Here is a 24,075-nt window from a genome sequence, read left to right as displayed (position 1 = left end):
GTGCGGCCTCGCAAGAGGCCGCACCACCCGGCTCGGGGAGGCGGAGATTTCCGCAGGATTGGACGGTGAGCAGGAGTGCCTGGTCAGCGAGGTGCCGGGCGGGTTACCTGCGGTGGTCTCGGCGGGCGGGCAGGTCTGTGTGGGCCTGGTCGTCGATCTCGATGAGGTAGGGGGCGACAAAGCCGTGGTAGTCCGCTTTGCGTTGGGTCGGTAGATCCTGCCAACCGGTGATGCGGCCGCGGCAGTGGCGCGAGCCGCACCGGCAGCGGGCGGCGAAGTGGTCAACCGAGTAGTTCCGCATCGCATAGTCGAAGGTGATCTCTTCACCGGCGGCGATGGGTGCGCGGCCGACGAAGTCGTGAGCGCCGCTGGAATTGAGGCGGATCCCGCAATTCGGTTCACACGAGTGGTTCACCTTCGGGACAAGCCCGCCGTGCAACACGAAACGTTCCGCACCGACCTGGGAGGCGTGGGAGTGGTTGCGGTCCAGTTCACAGTCGATGACACCAACCATCACCGTCTCACCGATCCGGAAGGGCCGGGTGGCAAAAACGCCTTCCCCTTTTCCGTGAGTTCTCCGGAGTTCGAAGCCGTTATCCATCGTCGCCTGCTCTCTGACGGATCAGCACGCCCGCAGGTGACCAAGCTGCGGGCACGACAAATCGACGCGCCGCCGAGGGGCTCCTCGACCGCGGTCTGCTCATCCTTGCAGCACACTCGAGCGGCCATGGCCTTTTCAAGGTCTGGGGGCCGATCCCCATCGAGGGCAATGCTGGAGTGCGCCGGAGATGTGCCGTGGCGATCAGAACGGGTGGGGCTCGGCAGGCGCCGGGCCCTGGGCCTGCCCCGTGGAGGCGGAGGCCGGACTCGCTACGGGGGCCGGTCCTGGCTGCGAGGCCGGGGCCGTAGGTCTTGGTGACGGTCGCTTTCGCGTACGTCAGGGACGCGGCGATCTCCTCGGCGTCGATCTCGACGGTGGTGCGGCGCTGGCTTTCTTTGTCGTCGAGGTGCGCTGCTTGAGCCGTCCGGTGACGATGACCCGCATGCCTCTGGAGAGGGACTGTGCGGCATTTTCGCCAGCCTGTCGCCACGGTGAGCGGCGTAGGAACAGCGGTTCCTCGTCGACGAATTCGCCGCATTCCCGGCCGAAGGCCCTGGCGGTGGAGGCAGGATTGTTCGCTTCAGCCGGATGCCGTCTCGCTCAAGCCTTGATGAGACTGATCAATTTCCTGTCAGACGGGACGGCGGGTTCCCAATTCAGGAACCCGCCGGAACCACCCGTCGTATAGCGCTGCTCGCCTACACGTACACCAGTCGTTGACCCGATCAGCCCGAAAGATGAGGGGGCGGCACCTCCGCACAGGTGCCGCCCCCTTCGCGGTCCGGAGTCGGCGATGGGGCTGAGGGTAGGGTGCCCCGGGCCGACTCCGGTGGTCTGGCGGGCCGGTTACCGCTCCATGACCGCCGCGCGGCCGGACTCCAGGCGGGCGACCGGGATGCGGAACGGCGAGCAGGAGACGTAGTCCAGGCCCACCTCGTGGAAGAAGTGGACGGACTCCGGGTCGCCCCCGTGCTCCCCGCAGACGCCGAGCTTGAGGTCGGGGCGGGTGGCGCGGCCGGCCTCGGCGGCGCTGCGGACGAGGGAGCCGACGCCGTCCTTGTCGATGGTCTCGAAGGGGCTGACGCCGAAGATGCCCTTCTCCAGGTAGGCGGTGAAGAAGCTGGCCTCGACGTCGTCGCGGGAGAAGCCCCAGACGGTCTGGGTGAGGTCGTTGGTGCCGAAGGAGAAGAAGTCGGCGGACTCGGCGATCTGAGCGGCGGTCAGTGCGGCGCGCGGCAGCTCGATCATGGTGCCGAGGGTCAGCTTGAGGTCCACGCCCCGGGCCCGCTCCACCTCCTCGATGACCCGCTCGGCCTCCTCGCGGACGATCTCCAGCTCCTGGACCGTGCCGACCAGCGGAATCATGATCTCGGCGCGCGGATCGGCCTTGGCGTTACGGCGCTCGGCGGCGGCCTCCGCGATGGCCCGTACCTGCATGGCGAACAGGCCCGGGATGACGAGGCCGAGGCGCACCCCGCGCAGGCCCAGCATCGGGTTCTGCTCGTGCAGCCGGTGCACGGCCTGGAGCAGCCGCAGGTCGTTCTCGTTGTGGTCCTTGCGCGACTCGGCGAGCGCGACGCGCACCGACAGCTCGGTGATGTCGGGCAGGAACTCGTGGAGCGGCGGGTCGAGCAGCCGTACGGTGACGGGCAGGCCGTCCATCGACTCGAAGAGCTCGACGAAGTCGTCCTTCTGGAGCGGCAGCAGCGCGCCGAGCGCGGTCTCCCGCTCCTCGTCGGTGTGGGCGAGGATCAGCCGCTCGACCAGCTCGCGCCGCTCGCCGAGGAACATGTGCTCGGTGCGGCACAGGCCGATGCCCTGGGCCCCGAACCGCCGGGCGCGGTTGGCGTCCTCGGCGTTGTCGGCGTTGGCCCGCACCCGCAGCCGACGTACCCGGTCCGCGTAGGCCATGATCCGGTGTACGGCGCCGACCAGTTCGTCGGCGTCGTCGGCGCCCGCGTGCATCCGGCCCTCGAAGTACTCGACGACCGGGGACGGGACGACCGGCACCTCGCCGAGGTAGACCTTGCCGGTGGAGCCGTCGATGGAGACGACGTCGCCCTCCTCGATCACCAGCCCGTCGTCCTTGCCGTCGAGCGCCGGCACCGTCATCCGGCGCCGCTTGGTGTCGACTTCGAGCTCCTCGGCGCCGCAGACACAGGTCTTGCCCATGCCGCGGGCGACCACGGCGGCGTGTGAGGTCTTGCCGCCCCGGGAGGTCAGGATGCCCTCGGCGGCGATCATTCCGTCGAGGTCGTCGGGGTTGGTCTCCCGGCGGATGAGGATGACCTTCTCACCGGACCGGGACCACTTGACCGCGGTGTACGAGTCGAAGACGGCCTTGCCGACGGCCGCGCCCGGCGAGGCGGCGATGCCCCGCCCGAGCTTGCGTACGGTGCCGCTCTCGGCGGCCTCCTCGTCGAAGCGCGGGAACATCAGCTGGGCGAGCTGCGCGCCGTTGACCCGGCGCAGCGCCTCGGCCTCGTCGATCAGGCCCTGGTCCACCAGCTGGGTGGCGATCCGGAAGGCCGCCCCGGCGGTGCGCTTGCCGACGCGGGTCTGGAGCATCCACAGCTTGCCGCGCTCGATGGTGAACTCGATGTCGCACAGGTCCCGGTAGTGCGTCTCCAGGATCTCCATGATCCGCATGAGCTCGTCGTACGAGCCCTTGTCGAGCTCTTCGAGGTCGGCGAGCGGAACGGTGTTACGGATACCGGCGACGACGTCCTCGCCCTGCGCGTTCTGCAGGTAGTCGCCGTAGACGCCCTGCTGGCCGCTGGCCGGGTCGCGGGTGAAGGCGACGCCGGTGCCCGAGTCGGGGCCGAGGTTGCCGAAGACCATGGAGCAGATGTTGACCGCGGTGCCCAGGTCGTGCGGGATGCGCTCCTGGCGGCGGTAGAGCTTGGCGCGGTCGCCGTTCCACGAGTCGAAGACCGCCCGCACCGCGAGGTCCATCTGCTCGCGCGGCTCCTGCGGGAAGCTGCGGCCGGTCTCCTTGGCGACGATGTCCTTGAACTCGCCGACCAGCCGCTTGAGGTCTCCGGCGTCCAGGTCGACGTCGACGGTCACGCCCTTGGCGCGCTTGGTCTCCTCCAGCGCCTCCTCGAAGAGGTCGCCGTCCACGCCGAGCACCGTCTTGCCGAACATCTGGATCAGGCGGCGGTAGGAGTCCCATGCGAACCGCTCATCGCCCGCCTGGGCTGCCAGGCCGGCCACCGAGTCGTCGGAGAGCCCAATGTTCAGGACGGTGTCCATCATGCCGGGCATCGAGAACTTCGCCCCGGAGCGTACGGAGACCAGCAGCGGGTCGTCCGTCTGGCCGAGCTTCTTGCCCATCTTGTTCTCGAGGGCGTCGAGGTGCGCACTCACCTCGTCGCGCAGGGCGGCCGGCTCCTCACCACTGGCGAGGTAGACCTTGCATGCCTCCGTGGTGATGGTGAAACCCGGTGGCACGGGGAGACCGAGATTGGTCATCTCGGCGAGGTTGGCGCCCTTCCCGCCGAGCAAGTCCTTGAGATCCTTGTTGCCCTCGGTGAAGTCGTAAACGAACTTCTGCTGATCTTGTGTTTCCGGCACGGGACTCGATCTCCTCGGCTCGGCTGCCCTGACGGCGGGGAGCGTACCCAGATCAAAGGCTTCTGAGCATGTGCACTCCCCCGTCATTCGGCCGTAACCACCCGCCTGCCACGAGTTCGAAAGTCACTCGTACGAAACAGCCCGCTTCCCAGCTTCTTCAAGAACCGAACACACGCCCACGCTGTGCCCATCCGGGAGGCGGGGCATGTCGCTGTGCGTAATCATTGGTTCGAGGTGTCGAACATCAACAGATGGCACGGAGTGCCATGACTTGGAGAGGTGAGCGCGGCCTTCGACCGCTGAACCACTCCGGGATGGGCGCTCATCTGAGCATGGGTGCTATCAGAGTGGCGCGAATCACGCGCCCTGACGGGCCTTCATCTCGCCTTTTGGATACAACGAGAGGGGGTCCGCTCAAACGAGCGATCCCGCTCGGAAGAGCTGGTCTGGGATACCTTCGCCGTGACGGCAAAGCGAGGCCACGACCCCCTCGGAGTCCTTCGTGGAAAGCGGCGAGCCCTTCCCATCCGCGCCATTCGCTGCATCCGCCGCATCCGCGCCGATGCGGCTGCTGCTGCACGGCGCCCGGCGGGTGCTCCTGGAGAACTGGACCGGCACCTCCACGGTCCCCTCGCGCGGTCTGTACCCGCACCAGTGGAGCTGGGACTCGGCGTTCATCGCCATCGGACTGCGCCATCTGTCGCCGCACCGCGCCCAGCGCGAACTGGAAACCCTGCTGGCCGCCCAGTGGGCCGACGGCAGGATCCCGCACATCGTCTTCAACCCGGCGGTGCCACTGGACGCGTACTTCCCGAGCCCCGACTTCTGGCGCTCCTCCAGCGCGGGCGCGGCGCTCGGCGCGCCCACGGCCGTCGAGACCTCCGGCATCGTCCAGCCGCCGGTCCACGCGCTCGCCTGTCTGCTCGTGCACCGGGCCGATCCGCGCTCCTCGGCCCGCCACGGCTTCCTGGCCCGCGTCTACCCACGGCTCGCGGCCTGGCACCGCTACCTCACCGAACGCCGGGACCTGGGCGGGGGCGGGCTGGTGTCCGTGGTCCACCCCTGGGAGCCCGGCATGGACAACAGCCCCTGCTGGGACGCCCCACTGGCGCGGATCGATCCCGCCCCGCCCGACACCTTCCACCGCGCCGACCTCGACCACGGCGCGGCCACCGACCGACCCACCGATCTGGACTACGGCCGCTATGTGCGGCTCGCCGCCGACTACCGGGACCGCGGCTACGGCGACGACGGCGGGGCCGGTTCGGCGGCGCTCGCCTTCGCTGTGGAGGACCCCGGGGTCAACGCGCTGCTGATCGCCTCCGAACACGCCCTGGCCGAGATCGCCACCACTGTCGGCGCCGACCCGACGCCCCACCGATCGCGGGCGCGGCGGCTCACCGCCGCCCTGGTCGAGCGGCTGTGGGACCCGGCCACCGGGCTGTTCCTGTGCCGTGATCTGCGCGGCGGCGGGCTGATCCCTGAGCTCAGCTCCGCGGGTCTGCTGCCACTGATCGTGCCCGACCTGCCGCGCGAGGTCGCCGCCGCCCTGATCCGCACCGCGTCGGGTCCCCACTTCGGCCTGGGCGGCCCGGTGCGGCTCGTACCCAGCTACGACCTGCTGGGGCGCGCCTTCGACCCGTACCGCTACTGGCGCGGCCCCGCCTGGTTCAACGTCAACTGGCTGCTGGAGCGCGGCCTGCGGCTCCACGGCGCGGCGGACCGGGCCGACGCGCTGCGCTCCGCCGCCCTCGACGCGGCCGTCTCCTCCGGCTTCGCCGAGTACGTCGACCCGTACACCGCCGAGGCCCGCGGCACCCGCGACTTCAGCTGGACGGCGGCGCTGGCGCTCGACCTGCTGGTGACCTCTGGAGGAGTGGGTATGGAGCTGGTGTCGGCGGAGCGGGAGATGGCCGCCGAACCGGAGTAAGACCGGAGTGAGGCACGGCCAGGACGCGCTCAGCCGCCGGAGGTGTCCAGCTCCGCGTCCGCGCTGACGCCCGCGCAGTCGTACGGGTCGTCCAGCCAGCCGTCCGGCAGCACCACGCGGTTGCGGCCGGAGGTGCGCCCGCGCGGGCCGTCCGCGCCCGTCGGCCACTCCTGGTCCAGGTCCAGCTCGCCGAGCAGCGCGTCCAGCTCGGCCAGGGACGAGGTGATCGCCAGCCGCTTGCGCATCTCGGAGCCGACCGAGAAGCCCTTGGTGTACCAGGCGACGTGCTTGCGGAAGTCGATGACGCCCCGCTCCTCGTTCTCCAGCCACTGGGCCAGCAGCTCGGCGTGGCGGCGCATGACCGCCGCGACCTCCCTGAGGGTCGGCCGGGCCGGGGTGCCGCCGCCCTCGAAGGCCGCCACCAGGTCGCCGAACAGCCACGGCCGCCCCAGGCAGCCACGCCCCACGACCACGCCGTCGCAGCCCGTCTCGCGCATCATCCGCACCGCGTCGTCCGCCGACCAGATGTCGCCATTGCCGAGCACCGGGATCTCGGGGACGGCCTCCTTCAACCGGGCGATGGCGTCCCAGTCGGCGGTGCCGCCGTAGTGCTGCGCCGCCGTACGGCCGTGCAGCGCGATGGCGGTCACGCCCTCCTCGACCGCGATACGGCCCGCGTCGAGGTAGGTGATGTGGTCGTCGTCGATGCCCTTGCGCATCTTCATCGTCACCGGCAGCGGGCCCGCGCCGGTCACGGCCTCGCGCAGGATCGAGCGCAGCAGGTGGCGCTTGTACGGGAGGGCCGAGCCGCCGCCCTTGCGGGTGACCTTGGGCACCGGGCAGCCGAAGTTGAGGTCGATGTGGTCGGCCAGGTCCTCCTCGACGATCATCCGTACGGCCTTGCCGACGGTCACCGGGTCCACCCCGTACAGCTGGATGGAGCGGGGCTTCTCGGTCCCGTCGAAGTGGATCAGCCGCATGGTCTTGGCGTCGCGCTCGACCAGCGCCCGGGTCGTGATCATCTCGCTCACGAACAGCCCCTTGCCGCCACTGAACTCGCGGCAGAGGGTGCGGAACGGCGCGTTGGTGATCCCGGCCATGGGTGCGAGCACCACCGGCGGGGTCACCGTGTGCGGTCCGATCTGCAGCTGCGTGGCGGTCATGGAAGAGGTGTCCTCGGGTATGGGGGTCGGGTACGGGGCCAAGGAGGAGGCGAACTCTCATTGTTCCGCACGCGGCGTTCCGCGTACGCCACGGGGGATTGTCCCGACCGTTCGCGCGGCCTGACCCGACTCATCGATGTAGCGTTCAACCATGCCTGAGCTGAGCCAACGGCGGCGCCTGCTCGTGCTGGCGATCTGCTGCATGAGCCTGTTGCTCGTCAGCCTCGACAACACCGTCCTCAATGTGGCGCTGCCCTCGATGCGGCGTGAGCTGAACGCTTCCGTCTCCGGGATGCAGTGGACGATCGACGCGTACACGCTGGTGCTCGCCGCGCTGCTGATGCTCGCGGGCTCGACGGCCGACCGGGTGGGGCGTAAGCGCACCTTCCAGACCGGTCTGGTGGTCTTCTCCCTCGGCTCGGCGCTGTGCAGCCTCGCGCCGAACCTGGAGGCGCTGGTGGCCTTCCGTATGGTGCAGGCGGTCGGCGGTTCGATGCTCAACCCCGTCGCCATGTCGATCATCACCAACACCTTCACCGAGCCCAGGGAGCGGGCCCGCGCGATCGGGGTGTGGGGCGGGGTCGTCGGCATCAGCATGGCGGCCGGGCCGCTGGTGGGCGGGGTGCTGGTGGAGTCGGTCGGCTGGCGCTCGATCTTCTGGCTCAATGTGCCGGTGGGGCTGGCGGCCCTGGTGCTGACCGCCCGGTACGTGCCCGAGTCGCGCGCCCCGAAGCCGCGCCGGCCCGATCCGGTGGGCCAGGTGCTGGTCGCCGCGCTGCTCGGCACGCTCACGTACGCGATCATCGAGGCGCCCGACCGGGGCTGGGGCTCCCCGCTGATCGCCGTGTGCACCACGGTCTCCGCCCTCGCGCTGGTCGCGCTCGTGGCGTACGAGCGGCGCCGCGCCGAGCCGCTGATCGAACTGCGCTTCTTCCACAGCGCGCCCTTCAGCGGGGCGACGGTGATAGCGGTGAGCGCCTTCGCGGCGCTGGGCGGGTTCCTGTTCCTGAACACGCTGTATCTGCAGGACGTACGCGGACTCGGCGCGCTGCACGCCGGGCTGTGGATGCTGCCGATGGCGGCCATGTGCTTCGTCTTCGCGCCGCTGTCCGGACGGCTGGTCGGCAGCCGCGGCCCGCGGCTCTCGCTGCTGCTGGCCGGGACGGCGATGGCGGCGAGCGGGGTGCTGTTCGCGGCCTTCGACGCCCAGGCGACCGACTCCCTGCTGCTGATCGGCTATGTGCTGTTCGGCATCGGCTTCGGCCTGGTCAACGCGCCCATCACCAACACCGCGGTGTCCGGGATGCCCCGCACCCAGGCCGGGGTCGCGGCGGCCGTGGCCTCCACCAGCCGCCAGGTGGGCCAGTCGCTCGGCGTCGCGGTCATCGGCGCGGTGCTCGCCTCGGGCGCGGCGAGCGCGGCGGGCGGGGCGCACAGCGCCGCCTCGGCCACGGCCTTCGTCGACGCGGCCCGCCCCGCCTGGTGGATCATCGCCGGATGCGGGGGCTCGGTGCTGCTGCTCGGGGCCCTCACCACCGGCCGCTGGGCGGCCGGCACCGCCAAGCGCGCGGCCGCGCTCTTCGACGACGAGCGCGCGCCCGTTCAGGCCTCGGCCACCACCAAGGCGTAATCCGGACCCGTTGTGTCGCATACCGGCCGAACCAGTTGCCCCGCATACCCCACCCCGGTATGTTTCGGATGACCTCCGGGACACCCCCAGGGGGTATGAGGATCGAGCGGGCGGGGGAAGCGCGGACGATGAACGTCGAAGGGTTCGCCGCGGACGGCTACGACGAGGTGCGTCGGGTCTTCGAGCGGCTGGTGGACTGCGGCTCGGAAACAGGGGCCGGGCTGTCGGTCTGGCGGGAGGGCCGCGAGGTCGTCCGGTTGAACGGGGGATGGTCCGACGCCGGACGGAGCCGTCCCTGGCGCGGCGAAACGCTGGTCCAGCCCTACTCGCTGTCGAAGTCGTTCGTCACGCTCGCCGCCCTGGTGGCGGTCCGCGACGGCGCGCTGACACTGGACGAGCCGATCGCCGGGTACTGGGGCGAGTACGGGGTCCGGGGCAAGGAGCGGACCACCCTCCGCCAGGTGCTCACCCACCGGGCCGGCCAGCCGCGCTTCCCGGCCGAAGCCGCGGGTCTCGACCTGCTGGACGAGGACGGGCTACGGAAGAGCCTGGCGCAGGCGGCACCGGAGTACGAGCCCGGGACATCGCTCGGGGAGCATGCGCTGACCTACGGCCACCTGATCGACGGCATTCTGCGCGCGGGCGCCGGCACGACGCTGGGAGAGATGTTCAACGATGTGGTGCGGCCCGCGCTGGGGCTCGACGCCTGGTTCGGGGTACCGGACCACGCACTGGACCGCGTCGCCGAACTCGAGTACGCGGACCCCGGATGGCCGCGGCAGCTCCACGCGGCACCGTGGCTCCAGATCCCCGCCGGGGCCCTGGACACGGCGCGGACGAACTCCCGGGCCTGGCGGCAGTCGGTCTTCGGGGCAGCCAACCTGCACACGACCGCGACCGCCATGGCGGTGTTCTTCTCCCGGCTCACCAACGAGGACGGCCCGGTGCGCGAACTGCTGGGGCCACAGCTGCACACCGAGCTGCTCACCTCCCAAGTCACCGGCTTCGACGAGGTCTTCGGCACCGACATGACCTGGACGCTGGGGTTCGTACGCGACAAGGGCAAGATCGCCAAGGGCGGGATCGGCGGCTCGGCCGCCTGGTGGTCGCTCCGGCACCAGCATGCCTGTGCCTATCTGACGCGCCGGCTGGACGATCACTCCCGGGCCGCCCAGATCGCCGCGGCCCTGGGCGACGACCTGACGGTGGTGGGCGAGGACTGAGCGAGGGTGGGCGCTACCAGCCCCCGCCGGAAGGCGCGGGGCCGCCACCGGAAAACGCTGGGCCACCGGAAAACGCGGGGCCGCCGGAAAACGCGGGGCCGCCGGAAAGCGCGGGCCGCTCAGGCCTCGGCGAGCACCAGCGCGTGAAGCCGCTCCAGGCACTCGTGGGTCTCGGCGTCCGCCGGGGTGTAGACGTGCAGCTTGGGCCCCGAGCGCGGGCCGGTCCACAGATTGGTGCCGGTGACCCGGACCGTGCCCACCTGCGCCTGCCGGAAGACCTTGACCTTGTCGCCGGGCCGCAGCACCTCATGCCGGGCCCAGACCTCGCGGAACTCCGGCGAGGCGTCCTGGCACCGCTTCAGCAGCGCCTTCCACGTCGGCTCGGCCAGATGCTCGGCCATCGCGGCCCGCAGCTTGGCGGCCATCACCCGGATCGTCTCCTCCGGCTCGACCATGCTGGCGCGCCAGTCGGCGTGGGTGAGGGACAGCCACAGGCAGTTGCGGTCCTCCGGCGGCACCGCGTCCAGGTCGCACAGCAGCCGCCCGTAGGTGCGGTTGTACGCGAGGATGTCGAACCGCGAGTTCTGCAGGCAGGCCGGGAACGGCTCCAGCTGCTCCAGCATCAGCCGCAGCGCCGGGGTCACCCCCGTGCACTGGCTGCCGGGGTTCGGGTCGACGGCCCCGGAGAGCGCGAACAGATGCTGCCGCTCGCTGCGGTCGAGGAGCAGCGCGCGGGCGATGGCGTCGAGGACCTGGGTGGAGACGTGGATGTCCCGGGCCTGTTCGAGCCAGGTGTACCAGGTGACCCCGACCGCGGCGAGCTGGGCGACCTCCTCGCGGCGCAGCCCCGGCGTACGCCGGCGCCGCCCACGCGGCAGACCTACCTGCTCGGGGGTGATCCGCTCGCGCCGGCTGCGCAGGAACGCGGCGAGCTCGTCGCGGCGTATGCCGTCGGTGGCGGCGGTCACGGTCTCCTTCGCGGTCTCCTGGGCGGTCGTCATGGGACCAGGGTGCCTGAGGGCTCAGCCGGTTTCCAGGTAGTTCTTGTACCAGGATAAGAAGACTCTGGTACCCGGCTGAGCCGGGCGCGAGAGTCGTATCCGTGAGCCAGACAACCATCCGTACCCAGACACCGGCCGCCAGGGCGGCCGGGTCTTCCGGTCCCGCCGGGGCCGCGCACGACGCCGACGGGACCCTGAACGCCCTCGGCCTGTTCACCGTGCTGCTCGGCGCGGCCCTCCCCCTCATCGACTTCTTCATCGTCAACGTCGCCCTGCCCGCCATGGACCGCGATCTGAACGCGGGCCCCGCCCTGCTGGAGCTGGTCGTCGCCGGGTACGGCGTCGCGTACGCCGTACTGCTCGTCCTCGGCGGCCGGCTGGGCGACACCTTCGGGCGGCGCAGGCTCTTCCTCGCCGGTATGGCCGCCTTCGCGCTGACGTCCCTGGCCTGCGGTCTCGCACCGAACGCCTGGAGCCTGGTCGCGGGCCGCGTGGCGCAGGGCGCCTCGGCGGCCCTGCTGCTCCCCCAGGTGCTCGCCACCATCCACGCCACCACCTCCGGGCCGCGCCGCGCCCGCGCGGTGAGCCTGTACGGCGCCACGGCCGGCCTTGCCATGGTGGCGGGGCAGATCCTCGGCGGCGTACTGGTGGCCGCGGACCTCGCGGGCACCGGCTGGCGCGCGGTCTTCCTGGTCAACGTCCCGGTCGCGCTGGCCGGACTGGCCCTCGCCGCCCGCGCCATCCCGGAGACCCGCTCCGACCGCCCCGCCCCCGTCGACGTCCCCGGCACCGCGCTGCTGGCCCTCGCCCTGATCGCGCTGCTGCTCCCGCTGACCGAGGGCCGCGCGGCCGGCTGGCCGCTGTGGACCTGGCTGCTGCTGGCCGCCTTCCCCGTCGCCGCCGTCGCCTTCTACGCCATCGAACGCCGCCTGGAGACCTCCGGCCGCACCCCGCTGCTCCCGCCGAGCCTGTTCGCCCTGCCCGGCCTGCGCCGGGGCCTGCTGATGCTCCTCCCGTTCAGCGCGGGCTTCGGCGGCTTCATGTTCGTCATCGCGGTCGCCCTCCAGCAGGGCCTCCGCTACGGCCCCGTCGAGGCCGGCCTGGCCCTGACCCCCATGGCCACGACCTTCTTCATCGCCTCCCTGATGGGCCCACGCCTGGTCAGCCGCTACGGCAACCGCGTGGTGACCGCGGGCGCGGTGATCCAGGCCGTCGGCATCGCCCTGCTGATCCTGACCGTCCACCAGAGCTGGACCGACCTGTCCCTCGCCGACCTGCTGCCCGGTATCGCCGTCGCCGGACTCGGCCAGGGCCTGCAACTGCCCATCCTGATCCGCGGCATACTCGCCGAGGTCCCCGCGGAACGGGCCGGCGTCGGCAGCGGCGTCATGGTCACCACCCAACAATCCGCCCTGGCCCTGGGCGTGGCCACCCTCGGCACCCTCTTCCTGACCCTGACCCCCTCCATGGGCATGGGCGACGCGATGGTCCGAACCCTGGCCCTGCAGCTCGCGGGCGTCGTGGTGACCGGGCTGCTGAGCCTGCGGCTGCCGCGGATGCTGGGGTGAGCGGCCTTCAGCCCAACCGGGCGACGAGGCAGCCCGGATGCCCCCGGGCACGGCGCGGGGCGAAGCCCTGGCCCAGTTCGCCGGCGGGCCGGGGGCGCAGCCCCAGGCGGTCCCGCGACGAAGTTCGGCGAAGCCCCGGCCCGGTCCCCTCAGCAGCCCCCGGCAGGGCTCGGGCAAAGCCCGGCCCAGTCCCCGGGCATGGCTCGGGGCGGAGCCCCAGCCACATGCCCCGGCCGGGCGGTGCGGGGCGCAGCCCCGCGCGGGGCCGGGACGGGGACGCCCCCAAGGGCCCGGGCGGAGCCGCACATCGGCGGCGGCCGGTCGCTCAGCCCACGCCGAGGAAGCGCAGGACCGCCAGGACCCGTCGGTGGTCGCCTTCCGCGACCGGCAGGTCCAGCTTCGCGAAGATGCTGTTGATGTGCTTGGCCACCGCCGACTCGCTGATCACCAACCCCTCCGCGATCCCCGCATTCGACCGCCCCTGAGCCATCAGTTCCAACACCTCCCGCTCGCGCGCCGTGAGCCGGTCGAGGGGGTCGCGGTGGCGGCGGACGAGGAGTTGGGCGACGACCTGGGGGTCGAGGGCGGTGCCGCCGCCCGCGACGCGGCGAAGGGCGGCGATGAAGTCCTCGACATCCGCGACGCGTTGCTTGAGGAGGTAGCCGATCCCGCTGGTGTGCGTGGTCAGCAGGTCCGCGGCGTAGCGCTCCTCCACGTACTGGGACAGCAGCAGCACCGCCGTGTCCGGCCACTGGCGGCGGATCAGCAGCGCGGCCCGTACGCCCTCGTCGGTGAAGCCCGGGGGCATCCGGACGTCGACCACGGCGATGTCCGGGCGGTGTTCCTCGACCGCCGCGAGCAGACCGTCCGCGTCGTCCGCCTCCGCCGTGACCTCGAAGCCCGCGGTCTGGAGGACCTTCACCAGGCCGATCCGCAGCAGGACCGAGTCCTCGGCGATCACAGCACGCACGGCAGCTCCACGGTGATGACGGTCGGGCCCCCGCGGGGGCTGCTGAGGTCGAAGGTCCCGTCCACGGAGCCCACGCGCCCCACGAGCCCGGTGAGGCCGCTGCCCTGGGCGGGGTCGGCGCCGCCGACCCCGTCGTCGGCGATCACCACGCGCAGTATGTCGCCCGCCCTGGCGACCGTGACATCGGCCCCCGTGGCCTGTGCGTGTTTGGTGACGTTGGCCAGGGATTCGGAGACGACGAAGTAGGCGACGGCCTCGACGGTGGGCGCGGGGCGTTCGGGGATGTCGACGTGCAGCCGTACGGGGAGCGCGGCGCGGGCGGCGATGCCGGAGAGAGCGGCGTCCAGGCCGCGGTCGTCGAGGACGGCCGGGTGCAGCCCGCGCACCAGGTTGTTCAGCTCTTCGATGGCCTCCTTGGCCTCCCGGTGCGCCTCGTCGATGACCTTGCGGGCCTCCTCGGGCAGATCGCCGAGCGTGGCCTTGGCCAGGCCGAGGTTGACCGCCATGGAGACGAGCCGCTGCTGGGCGCCGTCGTGCAAGTCGCGTTCGATGCGGCGGCGTTCGGCGTCGGCCGCGTCGACGGTGCCCGCGCGGCGCTCGGTCAGGTCCTCGACCCGGCGCTCCAGCTCCGTCGCCGGGTCGGGGCCGAGCAGCGCGGTGGCGGCGCGGACGTCGGCCCGTGCGAGGGCGCCGGTGAGCCAGTACGCGAGGGCGAGCAGGGCCAGGCCGACCGCGGTGACGTACGTGGCCGCCATGGCGGTGGGGAGGAACTTCAGCCGCCCGCCCAGCGGGCTCCAGACGAACACGGTCGAAGCCGCCAGTCCCACCACCAGGGCGAAGCACCAGACGAGTGCTCCGCCGCATGCGATGGCCGGGCCGACCAGCAGGTTGTAGCGCAGCTCCGGGCCCCGGCGCGCCGGGCCGGGGATGTCGATGCCGAGCAGGGCCTTGAAGCGGCGCCGCTGCATCCGGGTGAACGCCGGGCTGACGGCGGCCAGGGCGGCGACCGGGAGAGCGACGGCGGCCAGGACGCCCAGGAGCGGCATCGCGGTGTCGCTGAAGACCAGCCATGGCACGCTCAACACCAACAGGGCCAGGAACTGCACGGATATGCCCGCGAGCCCGAATACCGCGTCGCGCCGCAGCCGGGTGAGCGCTGCTCGTGGCGCGGTGGGGAGTCTCATGCGCCGACCTTAGACCGGCGCCTCGGGGCCGGTCGCTGACGCCCGTACCCGGATCGGGGGTGCAACTAGTGCCACCCCCGTTCGGCAACTCGCGTTACCGACAGGCGCGATCGTGCCGGGGAGGCTGGTGAACGTGCCCGAGGAGCAGCCGAGTCGAGTCGGGCCGGAAGGAGATCAGCCCTGATGAGCGCTCTGTACGCCCCCACGGCCCGCCCTGCACGGACTGCCCGCCCTGCCCGCTCTGTACGGGCCGTCCGGACCGTCCGGGCCGCCCGCGTGATTCGGGCCGGGCTCGGCGGCCCGGCCCGCCGTAGCCGCCGGGGCCCCCGGGCCGTGGAGTGCGTGCTGCTCGGCAGCGGCGTCGCGCTCGTCCCCTGGCTCGTCGTCCTGGCGACGACGCTGCCGCCCACCGCCCAGGTCGGTCACTGGAACGTCGCGTGGGTGGGCCTGGACGCGCTGGAGGCGGTCGGGCTGGTGGCCACCGGTCTGCTGCGGCGGCGGGGCGACGACCGCCACCGGCTCACCGCCGCGGCGACCTGCGCGCTGCTGGTGGTGGACGCCTGGTTCGACACCGTCACGGCGGCCCCGGGCGCCGAACTGGCCGCGGCCCTGGCCATGGCCGTGGGCGCGGAGCTGCCGCTGGCGGCGCTGTGTGCCGTGCTGGCCCTGAAGACGGACCGTACAGACTCCACAAACCACGCCGGCCTCACGTCCGGGACGTGGCCCACCACAGGATGACCGCGGCGATCAGAAAGCAGACCGTCATCGCCCACAGCACCTGCCGCCGCGCCCGCGCGTCGGCCGTCATGGTCGGGCTGCCGACCGCGCCGTGTGCCTGCGCGAGGTGATCGAGGCCCTTGTGCCGGGCGCCGCCGTAGGTGATCTGTTCTTCCCAGTCGCAGTGGAGGCAGCCGAGCAGCCGCCGCTGCCGGGCGCCGTAGCCGTAGCTCACCTCGAAGACGGTCCCGTCCTCGCGGGTGGCCGTGATGTGGTGCGTCACACCTCGCAGCACGATTCCAGAACCCCCCGGTTTTCCGCAGAGCCACAACACCGCGCCCTGGCGCCGCGGCAGTCTACCCGCGGCGCCAGGGCCCGTCTTGGCCTGATCGCCTTATGAAACGCCCTGGCCAGCAACCAATCAGCAGCCGATCAGCAGTCGATCAGCAACCGATCAGTCGGCCGCCCAGGTAGGACTGGATCTGGTCGAGGGAGACCCGCTCCTGCTTCATCGTGTCGCGCTCACGCACGGTCACCGCGTTGTCCTCGAGGGTGTCGAAGTCGACGGTGACACAGAAGGGCGTGCCGATCTCGTCCTGGCGGCGGTAGCGGCGGCCGATCGCGCCCGCGTCGTCGAACTCGATGTTCCAGTGCTTGCGCAGGTCCGTCGCGAGCCCCTTGGCCTTCGGCGAGAGCTGCGGGTTACGGGACAGCGGCAGCACGGCGACCTTGACCGGCGCGAGGCGCGGGTCGAGCCGCAGCACGGTGCGCTTCTCCATCTTGCCCTTGGCGTTGGGCGCCTCGTCCTCGATGTACGCGTCGAGGAGGAAGGCCAGCATGGCGCGGCCCACGCCCGCCGCCGGCTCGATGACGTACGGCGTCCAGCGCTCGCCGGCCTCCTGGTCGAAGTACGACAGGTCCTGGCCGGAGGCCTGGGAGTGGGCCTTCAGGTCGTAGTCGGTGCGGTTGGCCACGCCCTCGAGCTCGCCCCACTCCGAGCCGCCGAAGTTGAAGCGGTACTCGATGTCGGCGGTGCGCTTGGAGTAGTGGGAGAGCTTCTCCTTGGCGTGCTCGTACCAGCGGATGTTGGCCTCCTGGATACCGAGGTCGCGGTACCAGTTCCAGCGCTGCTCCATCCAGTACTCCTGCCACTCCTCGTCTTCGCCCGGCTTGACGAAGAACTCCATCTCCATCTGCTCGAATTCGCGCGTGCGGAAGATGAAGTTGCCCGGCGTGATCTCGTTACGGAACGACTTGCCGATCTGGGCGATACCGAACGGCGGCTTCCGGCGCGAGGTCTGCTGGACGGCGAGGAAGTTGGTGAAGATGCCCTGGGCGGTCTCGGGGCGCAGATACGCGACCGAGGCGGAGTCCTGGGTGGGGCCGAGGTGGGTGGAGAGCAGGCCGGAGAACTGCTTGGGCTCGGTGAAGCTGCCCTTGGTGCCGCAGTGCGGACAGTTGATGTCCGCCAGCCCGTTCTCGGGCTGCCGGCCGTGCTTGGCCTCGTACGCCTCCTCCAGGTGGTCCGCACGGAACCGCTTGTGGCAGGAGGTGCACTCGGTGAGCGGGTCGGTGAAGGTGGCGACGTGGCCGGACGCCTCCCAGACCTCGCGGGCGAGGATCACCGATGAGTCGAGTCCGACCACGTCGTCGCGCGAGGTGACCATCGAGCGCCACCACTGGCGCTTGACGTTCTCCTTCAGCTCAACGCCGAGCGGTCCGTAGTCCCAGGCAGCTCGCTGCCCGCCGTAGATCTCGCTGGACGGGTAGACGAAGCCACGGCGCTTGCTCAGGCTGACGATGGTGTCGATCTTGTCGGCGGCCACGGTGCTCTCTTCATTGATGACGGCTGATGACGACGGTGTGAGACGACTGTGTGTCGCTGATGGCGGCTTTGCGGACGGCGTGCGGACGACAAAGCGAATGCTTCAGGTTACCGGCGGCTCCACCCCTCGGATCAAATCGGTAAGCGAAACGATCAGCAAGCGGACCGTTGTTGACAATCGTTTCCATCTTTGTTGAAAATGAGAGTCATGAACATACGCCGCTCCATCATCCCGGCCGCCGTCGCCGGAGCCGCTGTTCTCGGTCTGGCCACGACGCTCACAGCCTGCTCCGCCGATGCGACAGACGGCCGTACGGACGGCAAACTCGATGTGGTGGCGTCGTTCTACCCCATGCAGTTTCTCGCCGAGCGCATAGGCGGCGGTCACGTCCATGTGTCCAGTTTGACCAAGCCCGGCGCGGAACCGCACGACCTGGACATCAGCGCCCGGCAGACCGCCGATCTCAGCAAGGCCGGACTGGTCGTCTACCTCAAGGGTCTGCAGCCCGCCGTCGACGCCGCCATCGGCCAGGCCGAGCCGAAGCACATCGCCGACGCGGCCTCGTTCACCACCCTGGAAGACCACGGTACCGAGGTGGACGGCGGCCACGAGCACGGGGACGACGAGCACGAGCACTCCGGCGAGGACGCGGGCTCCGACCCCCACATCTGGCTGGATCCGGTGCGTTACGCCCAGGTCGCCGAGGGTGTCGGCAAGGCGCTCCAGAAGGCCGACCCCGACAACACGGCCGACTACAAGAAGAACACCGCCACGCTGGTCAAGCAGCTCGGCACACTGAACGACGACTTCAAGACGGGCCTGAAGAACCGCACCTCGGACGCCTTCATCACCACCCACGCCGCCTTCGGCTATCTCGCCGAGCGCTACGGTCTGCGCCAGGAGGCCATCTCCGGCGTCGACCCGGAGTCCGAGCCCAGCCCGGCCCGGATGAAGGCGCTGCACTCGGTCGCGGAGAAGGAGAAGGTCGGCACCGTCTTCTTCGAGACGCTGGTGAGCGACAAGACCGCCAAGACCCTGGCGGGCGATCTGCATCTGCGTACCGATGTGCTCGACCCGATCGAGGGCATCAGCGACCAGTCCAAGGGCGACGACTACTTCGAGGTCATGCACGCCAACCTCAAGGCGCTCCAGACGGCCCTGGGCGCCAAGTGAGGCGCGAAACGACGAGCGGAGGAAGCCGCATGAAGCCGGAACCACCCGCCACAGCCCCCACCACAGTCCCCGCCGAGACCTCAGCCCAGACCGCGGCCCCCGCCGAGACCTCTGCCGAGACCTCTGCGGAAACCCACGCCCAGACCTCCGACGAGACCTCCACCGAGACCTCCGCCGAGACCTCCACCGAAGCCCCCGCCGTCATATCGCTGCGCGGCGCCACCGCCTCCCTCGGCGGCCGACCCGTGCTGCGCGGCGTCGACCTGACCGTACGGCGCGGCGAGGTCGTCGCGCTGCTCGGCGCCAACGGCTCCGGCAAGTCCACGGCGGTGCGCTCCGTCGTCGGCCAGGTGCCGCTGTCCGGCGGTGAGCTGAGGCTGTTCGACACCCCCAGCCGCCGCTTCCGCGACTGGGCCCGCATCGGCTACGTACCGCAGCGCACCACCGCCGCCAGCGGTGTGCCCGCCACCGTCCGCGAGGTGGTCTCCTCCGGGCGGCTGGCCCGCAGGCGGCTGGGGCCGCCGCGGGCGGCGGACCGGGCGGCGGTGCGCCGGGCGCTGGAGCTGGTCGGAATGGCCGACCGGGCCAAGGACTCGGTGAGCGCGCTGTCCGGTGGCCAGCACCAGCGGGTGCTGATCGCCCGTGCGCTGGCCGGTGAGCCCGAACTGCTGATCATGGACGAGCCGATGGCCGGGGTCGACCTGGCCAGCCAGGAGATCCTTGCCGCGACGCTGCGCGAGCAGGTCGCCCAGGGCGCCACCGTACTGCTGGTGCTGCATGAGCTCGGCCCGCTGGAGCCGCTGATCGACCGCGCGGTGGTGCTGCGCGACGGCTGTGTGGTCCACGACGGCCCGCCGCCCAAGGCCGTGGGCCAGCACGCGCTGCCCGGCCACGACCACGTACACCCGCATGCGGCACACGACGCCGAACCGATCCGGACGGGGTTGCTGACCTGACATGTTGGAAATCCTCGACTACGCGTTTATGCAGCGGGCCCTGATCGCCGCCGTCCTGGTCGGCATCACCGCCCCCGCCGTCGGCATCTACCTCGTCCAGCGCCGCCAGGCGATCATGGGCGACGGCATCGGCCACGTCGCGCTCACCGGCGTCGCGCTCGGCTTTCTGACCGGCACCAACCCGGTGTGGACGGCCGTCGCGGTCTCCGCGCTCGGCGCGATCCTCATGGAGCTGATCCGCTGGTACGGCAAGACGCGCGGCGACCTGGCCCTCGCGATGCTCTTCTACGGCGGTATGGCCGGCGGCGTACTGCTGATCAACCTCTCGCCGACCGGCTCCAACGCCAACCTCACCACGTATCTCTTCGGCTCGATCACCACCGTCTCGCGCGAGGACGTGACCGTGATCAGCTGTCTGGCGGCCTTCGTCGTGCTGATCACCCTGGGGCTGCGCCGCCAGCTGTTCGCGGTGTGCCAGGACGAGGAGTTCGCGCGGGTGACCGGGCTGCCGGTGCGCACCCTCAACCTGCTGCTGGCCATCACCGCCGCCGTCACCGTCACCGTCGCCATGCGCGTCGTGGGCCTGCTGCTGGTCAGCGCCCTGATGGTGGTCCCGGTCGCGGCAGCCCAACAGGCCACCCGCGGCTTCGCGATGACGCTCGCGCTCGCCGTCGCCATCGGCGTCGTGGTGACGCTCTCCGGCACGGTCTTCTCCTTCTACCAGGACGTCCCGCCCGGCGCGAGCATCGTCGTGCTCGCCATCGGCGTCTTCGCCGTGATCACCGCGCTCGCCGCCCCGTTGGCCAGACGCCGCGCCCGCAGAGCAGCCGCCGTGGCCGAGGAGCGCTGCACCCTCCCGCTGCCCGGCGCCCGCGCCGCCGTTCCGGGGGCGGGCTCGCCCGGAACGGGCGAAGCGGACGATGTCCTCGTCTGACCGGGCATCTGACCGGGCGTCTCGCCGGCCGTCGCACCGGGCGTCTCATCGGGCGTCCAGCTGTCCAGCCCGTTCGCTCAGCTTTCCCTGGCACAATGGCCACGCGGATGCGCGACGTACGAGCAGGCGACGAGCAGGCGATGTTGAGGAGGCAACTGTGGTGACCGCGGGTCCCCCAGTACACGGCCGGTCCACCAGGCAGCGGGCGGCGGTGGCTGCGGCGCTGGACGAGGTTGACGAGTTCCGCAGTGCGCAGGAGCTTCATGACATGCTCAAGCACCGCGGCGACTCCGTCGGCCTGACCACGGTCTACCGCACGCTCCAGACCCTCGCCGACGCGGGCGAGGTCGACGTCCTGCGCACCACCGACGGCGAGGCCGTCTACCGCCGCTGCAGCAGCGGCGAGCACCACCACCACCTGGTCTGCCGCACCTGCGGCAAGGCGGTCGAGGTCGAGGGCCCGGCCGTGGAGAAGTGGGCCGACGCCATCGCGGCGGAGCACGGCTTCGTGGACGTCGCCCATACGATCGAGATCTTCGGCACCTGCGGGGACTGCGCGACGGCGCCCCAGGCGTAACCCCCGACCTGACGGCCGCCTCAGCGCTGCCGCCTCAGCGCTTGAGGTAGGCCAGTACGGCCAGGACGCGGCGGTTGTCGTCGGCGGACGGTTCGATCCGCAGCTTGTCGAAGATGCTCGCGGTGTGTTTGGCGACCGCGCTCTCGCTGAAGTGCAGGGTGTGCGCGATGGCGGCGTTCGACCGGCCCTCGGCCATCAGCTTGAGGACGTCGTGTTCGCGCGGGGTGAGGCTGCCGGTGCGCCCCCTGGCGTCGCTGCGGGCCAGCAGCTTGGAGATGACCTGCGGGTCCATGACCGTACCGCCGGCCGCGACCGTACGCACCGCGTCGATGAACTGCCCGGTGTGGGTGACCCGGTCCTTGAGGAGGTAGCCGATACCGCCCTCGCCCCCGGCCAGCAGCTCATGGGCGTAGAGCTGATCCACGTACTGGGACAGGATCAGCACCGGCAGCGCGGGGCGGGTGCGACGGGCTTCCAGGGCCGCCTGCAGCCCCTCGTCGGTGTGGGTCGGCGGCAGCCGGATGTCGACCACGGCGACGTCCAGATCCTCCTCGCGCAGCGCGCGCAGCAGGGCCGGGCCGTTGTCCACGGAGGCGATCACCTCGCAGCCGTGTTCCCGCAGGGCGCGCGTCAGCCCGTCCCTGAGCAGGAAGAGGTCTTCGGCGAGGACGACGCGCACGGAATCTCCAAGGTCACGGTGGTCGGGCCGCCCAGGGGGCTGTGCAGGGCGAGACTGCCGTCGAAGGTACCCAACCGGCGCTGTACGCCACGCAGTCCGGTCCCCCGCGCCAGGTCCGCGCCGCCCCGGCCGTCGTCGGTGACCGTGACCCGCAGCAGCCGTGCGCCGCCGTCCTCGTGCTCTACGAATGTCAGGGTGATGCGCACCTCCTGGGCGCCGGAGTGCTTGGCCGCGTTGGCGAGCGCTTCGCTGATCGCGAAGTAGGCGGCGGACTCGACCGCCGCCGGGAGCCGTCCGGGCGGCAGCCGGGCCTCGACATGGACGTCGAGGAAGCTGTCGAGCGCCAGCGACCGTACGGCGTCGCCGAGCCCCCGGTCGGCGAGGACCGGGGGCTGGATGCCGTGGACGAGGTCGCGCAGGTCCTGCAGCGCCCGCGCCGAGGTGTCGCGGACGTCGAGCAGCAGTTGCCGGGCGGCGTTGAGATCGCTGTCCAGGAGCCGGGTGGCCTCGTCCAGCGTCATGCCGAGGGCCACCAGCCTGGCCTGTGCGCCGTCGTGCAGATCCCGTTCGATACGGCGGAGTTCGGCCGCCTGCGCGTCCAGCGACTCGTCGCGGATGTCGGTGAGCCGTTCGACGCGGCGGGCGAGTTCGGTGCTGCGCGGCGCGGACAGCAGGCGTCGGCTCCAGCGGCCGTGCAGCCCGAGCACGCCGGGGGCCAGCCGCACCCCGGCCGCGATGAACGCGAGGCCGAGGGCCAGTGCGGCGAGCATCGTCGGGGTGGAGCGTACGGGGATGAAGGCGTACCAGTTGCCGTCGTCGAGGATCCGCCAGAGGAACGGCTGCACCAGCGCGCCGAACGCCCCGTACTCGACGAGGGCGAGCGGTACCGCGACCAGCAGCCCGCCGAACCACGGCTCCAGCCAGGCCCACCGCAGATCGCGCCAGAACCCCTCGTCGCCGAGGACCGCGGCCGCCCGCCGGCGGGGGCGCTCGGCCCGGTCCGGGGCGAGCGGGTCCGGGGCGAGCGGGTCCGGGGCGAGCGGGTCCGGGGCGAGCGGGTCCGGCGGGCTGATCGCCGTACCCGTCCAGCGGGCGGTCCATGACCGGTACCGGTCGGAGAGCCCGCGCAGGGCGCCCGCGGCGGGCGGCAGCAGCCGGAACCCGACCCCGATCGGAAGCAGCAGCAGCGCGCCGATCACCAGCCCGCCGACGGCGACCACCGCCAGGGCCACCAGCCCGAGCAGCTGACACCTGACGAGGGCGCGCAGCCCGCCGGCCCCCAATCCCCCCATGACCGCCCATCGCTCCCGTCGGATCAGCGCGCCGAGTGCGCCATCGCGGGGATCCTAGCCGCGGGGGTCCGCCACACCCACGGCACCGCCGCCACCAGGCACGCGGCCCCGAAGAGCACCATGGGCAGCACCGCACCGGACTCCTCGTCCATGAACAGCAGCATGCCCAGGTTGATCAGGGTGTGGAAGCCGCCCGCGAGCAGCAGCCGGTTGGCCCGTACGCGCTCCAGGCCGAGCCCCAGGACCACCGACATCGCCACCGTGCCCAGCAGAAACCCGGCCGCGTACGCCGGGGCCTGCGCGAACACCTGGACATGCCACACCCCCCACACCGCGCCGATCGCGGTCGAGGCGGCGAGCGGGCCGAAACGGGTCCGCAGGAGCGGCTGGAGGAAGCAGCGCCAGCCGATCTCCTCACCGCACGCGCCGATCAGCTGCGCCACCACGATCAGCGCGAAGGGGTGGTCGAGGGAGCGCGGATCGGTGGCGTGGGCGTCACCGGTCGCCAGGGCGTACGTGCCCGCGCTGAGCGCGGTGATCAGCGGCGCCGTGGCGAGCAGCGGCGCCATGGCGAGCAGCGGCAGGGCACGCCCCGCCCGCCGCATCGAGGGGTTTGTTGTTGGTTTTGGCCGGCCGCCCGGCCACGCCCCGGCGAGCAGCGCCCGCACCGGGGAAGGCCACAGCAGCGCCACCGCCGCCACCCCCAGCGCGGGCCCGAACTGGGTCAGCTGGATGACCTCCGTCGGTGTCCCCGTCGCGGGCTGCGCCGCGCCCAATATCCCCGCTGTCACAAACGTGACCGCGAGGAACACCCCTGTCTTCGCTTTCCACTTGTTCCACTCGTTCCACTTGTGCATACCGCCAGGCCCCGATCGGATCGAACCGGATCTCGTCGCTGTCGACGATGCCGGTCGGGGAGCCCGCTGCCTCTGCACGTAGCTGCCGAGCAGGGGTGTACCAAGGTGCACCCTCTGGGGCTTCGCCTGAGTCTGCGGTGAGTTTTGGTGACCGACACCCCGCCCGCACCGCCGGGGCGGTTGCCACAAAAACCCCCCAGTGACCGGGGGCGGCGAAC

Annotated in this window: 21 protein-coding genes; 9 read left to right on the top strand and 12 right to left on the bottom strand. The window is 71.4% G+C overall.

Features of this window, described 5'->3' with window-relative positions:
* Positions 1-103: 103 nt before the first annotated feature.
* The 3 genes from ACWDSL_RS38595 to ppdK form a co-directional block, all read right to left on the bottom strand.
* A complete protein-coding gene (locus ACWDSL_RS38595) occupies positions 104-601 on the bottom strand; it encodes an SET domain-containing protein-lysine N-methyltransferase (protein WP_450492623.1) in 498 nt (165 codons plus the stop codon).
* Between the two features lie 336 nt (positions 602-937).
* Positions 938-1,111, bottom strand: coding sequence for a single-stranded DNA-binding protein (locus tag ACWDSL_RS38590; RefSeq protein ID WP_450492625.1), 174 nt, complete (start codon positions 1,109-1,111; stop codon positions 938-940).
* 336 nt (positions 1,112-1,447) lie between these two features.
* On the bottom strand, positions 1,448-4,177 hold the full coding sequence (gene ppdK / locus ACWDSL_RS38585; RefSeq protein ID WP_450492622.1) for a pyruvate, phosphate dikinase: 2,730 nt from the start codon (positions 4,175-4,177) through the stop codon (positions 1,448-1,450).
* 562 nt (positions 4,178-4,739) lie between these two features.
* Here ppdK and ACWDSL_RS38580 point away from each other — a divergent pair.
* Positions 4,740-6,107 carry an MGH1-like glycoside hydrolase domain-containing protein gene (locus tag ACWDSL_RS38580; RefSeq protein ID WP_450492621.1) on the top strand — a complete coding sequence of 456 codons (1,368 nt, stop codon included), beginning with the start codon at positions 4,740-4,742 and terminating at the stop codon, positions 6,105-6,107.
* Between the two features lie 29 nt (positions 6,108-6,136).
* Here ACWDSL_RS38580 and dusB read toward each other — a convergent pair whose 3' ends face one another.
* Positions 6,137-7,270: a tRNA dihydrouridine synthase DusB gene (gene dusB / locus ACWDSL_RS38575; protein ID WP_450492620.1), complete on the bottom strand. Its 1,134-nt coding sequence runs from the start codon at positions 7,268-7,270 to the stop codon at positions 6,137-6,139.
* A 151-nt stretch (positions 7,271-7,421) separates the two neighbouring features.
* Between dusB and ACWDSL_RS38570 the strand changes: the two genes are divergently transcribed.
* Both ACWDSL_RS38570 and ACWDSL_RS38565 read left to right on the top strand, forming a co-directional pair.
* The gene (locus tag ACWDSL_RS38570; protein ID WP_450492619.1) at positions 7,422-8,900 is read left to right on the top strand and encodes an MFS transporter; all 1,479 of its coding nucleotides are present in this window, start codon (positions 7,422-7,424) and stop codon (positions 8,898-8,900) included.
* A 128-nt stretch (positions 8,901-9,028) separates the two neighbouring features.
* A complete protein-coding gene (locus ACWDSL_RS38565) occupies positions 9,029-10,123 on the top strand; it encodes a serine hydrolase domain-containing protein (RefSeq protein WP_450492618.1) in 1,095 nt (364 codons plus the stop codon).
* A 119-nt stretch (positions 10,124-10,242) separates the two neighbouring features.
* On the opposite strand, the gene ACWDSL_RS38560 is transcribed toward ACWDSL_RS38565, so the two are convergent.
* Positions 10,243-11,124, bottom strand: coding sequence for a helix-turn-helix transcriptional regulator (locus ACWDSL_RS38560; protein ID WP_450492617.1), 882 nt, complete (start codon positions 11,122-11,124; stop codon positions 10,243-10,245).
* A 101-nt stretch (positions 11,125-11,225) separates the two neighbouring features.
* On the opposite strand from ACWDSL_RS38560, the gene ACWDSL_RS38555 reads away from it, so the two are divergent.
* Positions 11,226-12,692, top strand: coding sequence for an MFS transporter (locus tag ACWDSL_RS38555; RefSeq protein WP_450492616.1), 1,467 nt, complete (start codon positions 11,226-11,228; stop codon positions 12,690-12,692).
* 325 nt (positions 12,693-13,017) lie between these two features.
* On the opposite strand, the gene ACWDSL_RS38550 is transcribed toward ACWDSL_RS38555, so the two are convergent.
* Both ACWDSL_RS38550 and ACWDSL_RS38545 read right to left on the bottom strand, forming a co-directional pair.
* Positions 13,018-13,662 (bottom strand): response regulator transcription factor, encoded by a 645-nt coding sequence (locus ACWDSL_RS38550; RefSeq protein WP_450492615.1) that lies wholly within the window; start codon positions 13,660-13,662, stop codon positions 13,018-13,020.
* Positions 13,650-14,846: a sensor histidine kinase gene (locus ACWDSL_RS38545; protein ID WP_450492614.1), complete on the bottom strand. Its 1,197-nt coding sequence runs from the start codon at positions 14,844-14,846 to the stop codon at positions 13,650-13,652. The genes ACWDSL_RS38550 and ACWDSL_RS38545 overlap by 13 nt, the downstream gene beginning before the upstream one ends.
* A gap of 183 nt (positions 14,847-15,029) precedes the next feature.
* On the opposite strand from ACWDSL_RS38545, the gene ACWDSL_RS38540 reads away from it, so the two are divergent.
* Positions 15,030-15,584, top strand: a complete 555-nt coding sequence (locus tag ACWDSL_RS38540) for a hypothetical protein (RefSeq protein ID WP_450492613.1) — start codon at positions 15,030-15,032, stop codon at positions 15,582-15,584.
* Here ACWDSL_RS38540 and ACWDSL_RS38535 read toward each other — a convergent pair.
* Both ACWDSL_RS38535 and ACWDSL_RS38530 read right to left on the bottom strand, forming a co-directional pair.
* Positions 15,553-15,846 (bottom strand): hypothetical protein, encoded by a 294-nt coding sequence (locus tag ACWDSL_RS38535; RefSeq protein WP_450492612.1) that lies wholly within the window; start codon positions 15,844-15,846, stop codon positions 15,553-15,555. The genes ACWDSL_RS38540 and ACWDSL_RS38535 overlap by 32 nt on opposite strands.
* A gap of 160 nt (positions 15,847-16,006) precedes the next feature.
* Complete coding sequence (locus ACWDSL_RS38530) at positions 16,007-17,389, bottom strand: glycine--tRNA ligase (protein WP_450492611.1); 1,383 nt, start codon at positions 17,387-17,389, stop codon at positions 16,007-16,009.
* A 207-nt stretch (positions 17,390-17,596) separates the two neighbouring features.
* On the opposite strand from ACWDSL_RS38530, the gene ACWDSL_RS38525 reads away from it, so the two are divergent.
* The 4 genes from ACWDSL_RS38525 (at position 17,597) to ACWDSL_RS38510 (ending at position 21,029) form a co-directional block, all read left to right on the top strand.
* Positions 17,597-18,562, top strand: a complete 966-nt coding sequence (locus ACWDSL_RS38525; RefSeq protein WP_450492610.1) for a metal ABC transporter substrate-binding protein — start codon at positions 17,597-17,599, stop codon at positions 18,560-18,562.
* Positions 18,563-18,591: 29 nt separating this feature from the next.
* The gene (locus ACWDSL_RS38520) at positions 18,592-19,518 is read left to right on the top strand and encodes an ATP-binding cassette domain-containing protein (protein ID WP_450492609.1); all 927 of its coding nucleotides are present in this window, start codon (positions 18,592-18,594) and stop codon (positions 19,516-19,518) included.
* A gap of 4 nt (positions 19,519-19,522) precedes the next feature.
* Positions 19,523-20,452 (top strand): metal ABC transporter permease, encoded by a 930-nt coding sequence (locus ACWDSL_RS38515; protein ID WP_450492624.1) that lies wholly within the window; start codon positions 19,523-19,525, stop codon positions 20,450-20,452.
* A gap of 157 nt (positions 20,453-20,609) precedes the next feature.
* A complete protein-coding gene (locus ACWDSL_RS38510) occupies positions 20,610-21,029 on the top strand; it encodes a Fur family transcriptional regulator (protein ID WP_450492608.1) in 420 nt (139 codons plus the stop codon).
* Between the two features lie 34 nt (positions 21,030-21,063).
* Here ACWDSL_RS38510 and ACWDSL_RS38505 read toward each other — a convergent pair whose 3' ends face one another.
* From ACWDSL_RS38505 to ACWDSL_RS38495, 3 genes are read right to left on the bottom strand one after another with little or no spacing between them, the layout of a single operon-like run.
* Entirely contained in the window at positions 21,064-21,708 is a 645-nt protein-coding gene (locus ACWDSL_RS38505) for a response regulator transcription factor (RefSeq protein ID WP_450492607.1), read from the bottom strand.
* Positions 21,660-23,000, bottom strand: a complete 1,341-nt coding sequence (locus ACWDSL_RS38500; RefSeq protein WP_450492606.1) for a sensor domain-containing protein — start codon at positions 22,998-23,000, stop codon at positions 21,660-21,662. Before ACWDSL_RS38500 ends, ACWDSL_RS38505 begins: the two co-directional genes overlap by 49 nt.
* Before the next feature lie 23 nt (positions 23,001-23,023).
* Positions 23,024-23,857, bottom strand: a complete 834-nt coding sequence (locus tag ACWDSL_RS38495) for a CPBP family intramembrane glutamic endopeptidase (RefSeq protein WP_450492605.1) — start codon at positions 23,855-23,857, stop codon at positions 23,024-23,026.
* Positions 23,858-24,075: the final 218 nt, after the last annotated feature.

This window comes from Streptomyces sp. NPDC000941 (assembly GCF_053599555.1).
The sequence above is the reverse complement of the archived record's forward strand: the minus strand, read 5'-3'. Positions and strand labels throughout refer to the sequence as shown.

Excerpts from the sequence above, each read along its gene's own strand:
- ACWDSL_RS38595 (WP_450492623.1), bottom strand. The coding sequence starts at position 601 with ATGGATAACGGCTTCGAACTCCGGAGAACTCACGGAAAAGGGGAAGGC.
- ACWDSL_RS38580 (WP_450492621.1), top strand. The coding sequence starts at position 4,740 with ATGCGGCTGCTGCTGCACGGCGCCCGGCGGGTGCTCCTGGAGAACTGG.
- dusB (WP_450492620.1), bottom strand. The coding sequence starts at position 7,270 with ATGACCGCCACGCAGCTGCAGATCGGACCGCACACGGTGACCCCGCCG.
- ACWDSL_RS38570 (WP_450492619.1), top strand. The coding sequence starts at position 7,422 with ATGCCTGAGCTGAGCCAACGGCGGCGCCTGCTCGTGCTGGCGATCTGC.
- ACWDSL_RS38565 (WP_450492618.1), top strand. The coding sequence starts at position 9,029 with ATGAACGTCGAAGGGTTCGCCGCGGACGGCTACGACGAGGTGCGTCGG.
- ACWDSL_RS38560 (WP_450492617.1), bottom strand. The coding sequence starts at position 11,124 with ATGACGACCGCCCAGGAGACCGCGAAGGAGACCGTGACCGCCGCCACC.
- ACWDSL_RS38545 (WP_450492614.1), bottom strand. The coding sequence starts at position 14,846 with ATGAGACTCCCCACCGCGCCACGAGCAGCGCTCACCCGGCTGCGGCGC.
- ACWDSL_RS38540 (WP_450492613.1), top strand. The coding sequence starts at position 15,030 with ATGAGCGCTCTGTACGCCCCCACGGCCCGCCCTGCACGGACTGCCCGC.
- ACWDSL_RS38525 (WP_450492610.1), top strand. The coding sequence starts at position 17,597 with ATGAACATACGCCGCTCCATCATCCCGGCCGCCGTCGCCGGAGCCGCT.
- ACWDSL_RS38520 (WP_450492609.1), top strand. The coding sequence starts at position 18,592 with ATGAAGCCGGAACCACCCGCCACAGCCCCCACCACAGTCCCCGCCGAG.
- ACWDSL_RS38500 (WP_450492606.1), bottom strand. The coding sequence starts at position 23,000 with ATGGGGGGATTGGGGGCCGGCGGGCTGCGCGCCCTCGTCAGGTGTCAG.
- ACWDSL_RS38495 (WP_450492605.1), bottom strand. The coding sequence starts at position 23,857 with ATGCACAAGTGGAACGAGTGGAACAAGTGGAAAGCGAAGACAGGGGTG.